Genomic DNA, 5,820 nt, shown 5'->3' on the forward strand with positions numbered 1-5,820 from the left:
TCGCCGGGGCACTGGGAACGGTCAGCACGAACGATTGCACCGGCGACGCCCTCGAATTCTCGCGGCTTGCCGTGGAGGCGGCACGCCCGGCGGTACTCGACCTGCTCAACCGGCTGGATACACCATCGCCTCCCGCCATATAAAAGTACTTCTCAAATGCTTATTACGGGAATACTCCGCAAAAAATTCGCGTCTTAGGCCGGTTTTACCGCGCACGAAGAGGTACACCCCAAGCGAGAAGTAAGGCGAGAAATCTGTGCCCGGTGCCCCGCCACCAAACGGTACGCTCGGTGCGCGACGGGGCGCATCGGCGGGTTCAGCAGGAGAACCCCGGCGGCACGCAGGCATTTGCCGCGCAGCGTCGCATCCGAGCACGTGCGCAGGGTCAGGGCGATCGCATCCGAACCGTAGATGATCTGCCCGGCATCGTTAATGAACGGCAAAGCGTGGGCGAAACGGCGCGCATCCACGCGGTACTGCACAAGATTTTCGGGCGTTCCAGGCAAAATACGCGCCCTCGGTTCGAGGCGACGCAGCAGATTCGCGCTCGCGGTGCAGAAACCGCAATCGGGGTCGTACAGAAGAACGCTCATGACCCCATCCTAACCGAGACTACCCACGCGCGAGCAGATAGCAATTCGTTATCTTTTCGTCGAAATACTATCTGCTCGCGGTAAGAAAAGGCACACCCGAACCCGAACTTCGGTAAACTTATCCTTATGCCCTTGTCAGAACTATCTGTGAGCACCCAGAACTACCTCAAAACCATCTGGTCACTTGAAGAGTGGACGGAAGCTCCTGCGACCGCATCCGCCCTAGCCGAACGCATGGGGCTGCGGGTTTCTTCGGTCTCAGACGGGCTTAAACGACTTGCGGCGGCCGATCTGATCGATCATCAGCGCTACGGCGCCATCGAGCTCACCCCGCTGGGGCGCACCTATGCGGTCGCCATGATTCGCCGCCATCGTCTGATCGAAACTTTCCTGGTGGAAACTCTGGGTTACACCTGGGACCGCGTGCATGACGAAGCCGAAGTTCTCGAACATGCGGTCTCTGATTTCATGATTGAGCGTATAGACGCGATTCTGAACCATCCTACGCGCGACCCGCACGGCGACCCTATTCCGGATGCGTCCGGGCGTATCTCATTCCCACAGACCGTTCCGCTCACCCAGTGCGAGCCCGGCGAGCGCGTGGTTTTGGAGCGGATCACCGATTCCGACCCGAGGCTGCTGCGCTATCTGCAGGATCACGGTTTTGTTCCCGGCGCGCGTTTACTTCTTGAAGAGGGCGCCCCTTTTTCGGAGGCGGTTAACGTGCGGGTTCTCGCGCACGCCAATCATTCCGATGCTCCTGCCGCTCAAAACCCGGGGTCGGGTGCTATACCCTTAGGAACCGTCGCAGCGGCTGGGCTTTTTGTCTCTCGCCCGTCATAGCTTTGCCCCGGTAATTTTGCCTCGAGGCTCGGAGGCTAAGTTGGGTACCCTTAGGCGCATCGTGTGCGGCTTGCGCCCGGTGAGAGCCTTGGCCACCGAGTGCACTCATGCTCCCGCGCGAACCTGCCGCAAACCTAGACTTCAGCCTGTTCTGCCGGGCGGCGTGCCGCGCGCATCCGTCCCAGAATTCCGTAGCGCGGGGCGAATATATACACGGTCAAGAAAATAATGCCCTGGGTAACGACTACGGCACCGCCGGGTGAAATATCCAGGTGGTAGCTACTATAAAGCCCCACGAGCGTACCCAGCACCGACACCCCGACCGAGACCGCGAGCATTGGCGTGAAACGGTCGGTGAGCAGACGTGCGGTCGATCCGGGAATCACAAGCATGGCGACTACGAGCACGACTCCTACGATCTGCAGCGCCACCACGCTCGTGAGCGCCAGCATCACCAGAAGCAGCGCGCCAAGAACCCTGGGGCGCAGCCCGATAGCGTGCGCGAACCCGCGGTCGAAGGCGTACAGAATAAAATCGCGGCGTTTAATCAGCAGGACACCCGCCACGATGACGGCGAGAATAGCTACCTGCCAGACATCCGGCCAGGATACGCCCAGCACGTTCCCGAAAAGAATATGGTTCAGGTCGGTGCTTGAGGGTGTCACTGAAACCAGTACGAGCCCGAGCGCAAAAAGAGTTGTGAAGACAATACCGATAGCGGCGTCCTCACGCACGCGCCCGCTGCGCTGTACCGCGCCGATCAGGGTGACGGCCACGAGTGCGGCGATCACCGCCCCCACGGCAAAGGGGATGCCCGCAATATAGGCGAGCACCACGCCGGGCAGTACCGCGTGCGAGATCGCATCGCCCATGAGCGACCAGCCGAGCATCACGAGCCAGCAGGAAAGCAGCGCACAGACCACGGCGGCAATCACGGTAACGACCATGGCGCGCGTCATGAAGGGAAGGGTGAACGGTTCCACCAGGTAATCCAGAATGCTCATGCTATTCTCCCTTCTCACGCCGGGTCTGCTCGTCGGATGCGCCGCTATCGGCGCCCGCCTGAACCTGCATACCGAACGCCTGCACCAAATTTTCGGGTGCTAACACCGCCTGCGGGGTGTCGTGCATCAAAATCGTTTGACGCAGCAGCAGAGCATCGTCGGCAAAGGCTCGTAGAGACGCCAAATCATGGGTTGAAACCAGCACGGTGGCACCCTCGCTGCGCATCTGCTTCAACACCTGAATGAGCATGGATTCTGACCTTTTATCCACTCCTGCGAAGGGCTCATCAAGTAACAGAAGCCGCGCGCCTTGCGCTATCGCCCGCGCCACGAATGCCCGCTTGCGCTGTCCGCCCGAGAGTGCCCCGATTTGACGATGAGCAAGCTCGGTCAGCTCCACGCGCTCTAGGGCGTGCTCGACCGCCTGCTTATCGGTGGCACGCAGCCGACGGGTGATGCCCAGCCCGCGGTACCGCCCCATCGCCACGACCTCACGCACCGAGACGGGGAAGCTCCAGTCTATTTCCTCGCTCTGCGGCACATAACTGACAATGCCGTTTTTACGCGCAAGGTATGGTTCTTTGCCCGCGATCTCCACGGTTCCGGTATGCGCGGGAATAACACCCATAATGGCTTTGAAGAGGGTCGATTTTCCCGAACCGTTCATGCCGATCAGTCCGCATATACTCCCGGTACCAAGCTCGAAAGTAGTCTCGTACAGGGCGCGCACGGTTCCATAATGGACGCCCAAATTTTCGACTTTCAGCAGTGTTTCCATAGGTTTTGTATCCGACAAAATTTCGTTCCCGTACTTCTTCTAAGCCCCGCTCATCGTCCGTGACGGTGGGGCTTCCTCACTACACACCGGCGGGGCGCGGTATGCGACGGCCTACTCCCCCGCCGACCGGCTAAGATTGCTTGCCCGTCAGCCCCGCGACAATGGTGCGCGCATCGTGACGAATCATATCAAGATAGGTAGGAACCGGACCATTCGCCTCAGAGAGGGAATCGACATAAAGCACGCCGCCGAATTTGGCGCCAGTCGCATCCACGACCTGGCGCATGGGGTCATCCGAGACGGTAGACTCACAGAATACGGCGGGCACCTGGTTCTCGCGCACAAAATCAATGGTCGAGCTTAGCTGCGAGGGGGTTGCCTGCTGTTCAGAGTTCACCGCCCAAATGTATTTTTCCTTGAGACCGGCATCCGCCGCCAAGTATGAGAAAGCACCTTCGCAGGTTACGAGCGCCCGCTGATTCTCGGGCAGAACGCTAACATCGCGCACCAGCTCATCCTGAACCTGCTGCAGCTGTTTCTTATAATTTTCCCCATTGGTGCGGTAATCATCGGCATGGGCGGGGTCAAGCTTACTGAATTCGCGCACCATATTATCCACGTAAATCTGCACGTTCTTGGGGCTCATCCACGAATGCGGGTTGGGTTTGCCGGCATAAGCATCCTCGGCAATATTGATCGGCTGCACCCCCTCGCTCACGGTGGCGTGCGGGGCGTTAGAATCCTGCACGAACTTGGTAAACCAGCTTTCCAGGTTCAGCCCGTTATCGAGCACCAAATCGGCACGATGCGCCTTCTTAATATCGCTGGGAGTGGGTTCGTACTCGTGAATTTCGGTACCGGGTTTGGTCAGCGATTCGACATTCAGGTGATCACCTGCAACGTTTTTAGCGATGTCCGCCAGCACGGTGAAGGTGGTGAGCACAGTCTTCTTTTCTTCTTGCTTCCCCGCCGAAGTGCAGGCGCTGAGCAGAAGCACAAGAATACTAGCCAGGGCTATCCCCAGCATGAGAAAGCGGCGCGGATGTGCGGTACTTACAGTGTTAGTGTTCGCACCGTGACGGTGCGCAGTGAATACGGTTGTCATGATTTCGCTTTCTTATGCTACGGATGCATTACCCTGCTGACCTGTAGGAATCGCCTCCGACTCATTGAGGCTTCGTACCTAAATGTCGATCATCCTCGATAAACCGGCGCGAAACAGGATAATTCAACAATAGTTCGTCATGCCGAACTTTTCAACTGAGGCTACACGTGTTTAACCACACGCCCCGGCGAACCTTATTCGAAGTATGGGGATTCAGGCTATGATTTAGCGAGCCAAGATGCGAGGCTGCTGTCTGAATCTATGCGCATAAAAATACCCGCACGATGCGCCCTTGAGCGGGCAATCGTGCGGGTCTACGTGTTCGGGATTCCGCTAAATATGGAATTTCTGGTAGAACCAGCGGCGTATTGGGTTCATCGCCTGAATGCGCTCTAACTCGGCAATACGAGCCTTCATACCTGCAATGGCTTCTTTGGCTTCATTAATCTCACGTTGGTTACGCTGCAAAAAATCTTTGCGCTCCTCGGGAGTAAACGACTTAACGTCGCGGCGCTCACCACGATAAAAAACGGTCGTCAATTTTCTCCCTCAGTACTTTCAGTTTATGAAGAAGAGCGCAGACCTAAACGCCCAAGCAAACTATTCCAGAGACCCTTCTTGGGCTCAGCTTTAAGACGTTCGCGTTCCTTCACCTGACGTTCAATATCTCGATAATTTTGTGCGATATAACCACGAAGAATCTCGTCTTGGTTTTCGACAGGACGTATGACGTTCCCGCCGTCAGCCGCTTTACGAATACTTATGGCTTTCATAAGTAACTCCTTACATCCACTGCCCAGTAATATGCTACCTAGCATAAGGGTGTACTAGCTATTATACTCTTGATCTGATTCATGCACTCCATCTGATGCAGGTGTATTTGGTGAAGTATCGTTGTATGCACGTGCCGGGATTACAATGCTGTCTTCCGGAACCTCTAGGGTCTTCTGAACCGCCTCTTGCAGGTCAGTGGCTATACCCCGATCGACTGAAGGAAGCCATTTAGGCGGCTGCTCTCCATATCGGTTAATAAGCAACATCGCAAAAAGTTGCTCATACGGTCTTTCTGCATTACCAACATGTTCTGCCGCCCACTGCATCTGGTCTCGAAAATCCGCACTCGCTGCTTCACGCATTCGGGCACGGTTAGTCCAGACTAAAATACCAGCAGTTACCAATGCGCCTATAAGAGTCAGAAAACCAGCACTGTCACGAATAGTTTCTCGAAAGCTTTTCCACCAAGGATCATCTGAAGCCAGGGCAACCAACAAGACGATCACGAGAAAAATACTGAGTAGTACCCCAAGTACCACAAAAATAGTTCTATACCTGAATGCTTGGTTCCTATCGAGCTGATTCATGTACCACTCCCTCACTAACAGTAACTTCACCATAGCAAGGAGCGGTCGATGCATGTCGGCCTCTTCGTCACGGCCTCACAGGAGCATACGGTTCGCCCGTCAAACAGTTTCGGTGCAGAATCCGGGGGGGGGGGGG

8 protein-coding genes and 1 pseudogene are annotated in these 5,820 nt (G+C 56.3%); 2 read left to right on the forward strand and 7 right to left on the reverse strand.

The window, feature by feature from the left end:
* Positions 1–86, forward strand: a pseudogene (locus tag HMPREF3164_RS11570) (recombinase RecJ); the annotation flags it as partial.
* A gap of 108 nt (positions 87–194) precedes the next feature.
* On the opposite strand, the gene HMPREF3164_RS09000 reads toward HMPREF3164_RS11570, so the two are convergent.
* Entirely contained in the window at positions 195–593 is a 399-nt protein-coding gene (locus HMPREF3164_RS09000) for a thiol-disulfide oxidoreductase DCC family protein (protein ID WP_070450620.1), read from the reverse strand.
* A gap of 126 nt (positions 594–719) precedes the next feature.
* On the opposite strand from HMPREF3164_RS09000, the gene HMPREF3164_RS09005 reads away from it, so the two are divergent.
* Positions 720–1,436 (forward strand): metal-dependent transcriptional regulator, encoded by a 717-nt coding sequence (locus tag HMPREF3164_RS09005; protein ID WP_048780209.1) that lies wholly within the window; start codon positions 720–722, stop codon positions 1,434–1,436.
* Positions 1,437–1,570: 134 nt separating this feature from the next.
* Here the strand turns inward: HMPREF3164_RS09005 and HMPREF3164_RS09010 are convergent, their stop codons facing one another.
* The 6 genes from HMPREF3164_RS09010 to HMPREF3164_RS09035 form a co-directional block, all read right to left on the reverse strand.
* Positions 1,571–2,440 (reverse strand): metal ABC transporter permease, encoded by an 870-nt coding sequence (locus tag HMPREF3164_RS09010; protein WP_048755327.1) that lies wholly within the window; start codon positions 2,438–2,440, stop codon positions 1,571–1,573.
* 1 nt (position 2,441) lies between these two features.
* Complete coding sequence (locus HMPREF3164_RS09015; RefSeq protein WP_048755447.1) at positions 2,442–3,218, reverse strand: metal ABC transporter ATP-binding protein; 777 nt, start codon at positions 3,216–3,218, stop codon at positions 2,442–2,444.
* Positions 3,219–3,348: 130 nt separating this feature from the next.
* The gene (locus HMPREF3164_RS09020) at positions 3,349–4,245 is read right to left on the reverse strand and encodes a metal ABC transporter substrate-binding protein (protein WP_070450707.1); all 897 of its coding nucleotides are present in this window, start codon (positions 4,243–4,245) and stop codon (positions 3,349–3,351) included.
* Between the two features lie 411 nt (positions 4,246–4,656).
* Positions 4,657–4,863, reverse strand: a complete 207-nt coding sequence (locus tag HMPREF3164_RS09025) for a hypothetical protein (RefSeq protein WP_048755328.1) — start codon at positions 4,861–4,863, stop codon at positions 4,657–4,659.
* A gap of 23 nt (positions 4,864–4,886) precedes the next feature.
* Positions 4,887–5,096 carry a hypothetical protein gene (locus HMPREF3164_RS09030; RefSeq protein WP_070450622.1) on the reverse strand — a complete coding sequence of 70 codons (210 nt, stop codon included), beginning with the start codon at positions 5,094–5,096 and terminating at the stop codon, positions 4,887–4,889.
* A gap of 54 nt (positions 5,097–5,150) precedes the next feature.
* Positions 5,151–5,684: a TrbC/VirB2 family protein gene (locus HMPREF3164_RS09035; protein ID WP_139044864.1), complete on the reverse strand. Its 534-nt coding sequence runs from the start codon at positions 5,682–5,684 to the stop codon at positions 5,151–5,153.
* Positions 5,685–5,820: the final 136 nt, after the last annotated feature.

Source organism: Rothia sp. HMSC08A08 (assembly GCF_001808385.1).
GTDB lineage: Bacteria > Actinomycetota > Actinomycetes > Actinomycetales > Micrococcaceae > Rothia > Rothia dentocariosa.

What these genes read in the sequence shown, in the direction of transcription:
- HMPREF3164_RS09000 (WP_070450620.1), bottom strand. Translation starts at nt 593, where the DNA reads ATGAGCGTTCTTCTGTACGACCCCGATTGCGGTTTCTGCACCGCGAGC.
- HMPREF3164_RS09005 (WP_048780209.1), top strand. Translation starts at nt 720, where the DNA reads ATGCCCTTGTCAGAACTATCTGTGAGCACCCAGAACTACCTCAAAACC.
- HMPREF3164_RS09010 (WP_048755327.1), bottom strand. Translation starts at nt 2,440, where the DNA reads ATGAGCATTCTGGATTACCTGGTGGAACCGTTCACCCTTCCCTTCATG.
- HMPREF3164_RS09015 (WP_048755447.1), bottom strand. Translation starts at nt 3,218, where the DNA reads ATGGAAACACTGCTGAAAGTCGAAAATTTGGGCGTCCATTATGGAACC.
- HMPREF3164_RS09020 (WP_070450707.1), bottom strand. Translation starts at nt 4,245, where the DNA reads ATGCTGGGGATAGCCCTGGCTAGTATTCTTGTGCTTCTGCTCAGCGCC.
- HMPREF3164_RS09030 (WP_070450622.1), bottom strand. Translation starts at nt 5,096, where the DNA reads ATGAAAGCCATAAGTATTCGTAAAGCGGCTGACGGCGGGAACGTCATA.
- HMPREF3164_RS09035 (WP_139044864.1), bottom strand. Translation starts at nt 5,684, where the DNA reads ATGAATCAGCTCGATAGGAACCAAGCATTCAGGTATAGAACTATTTTT.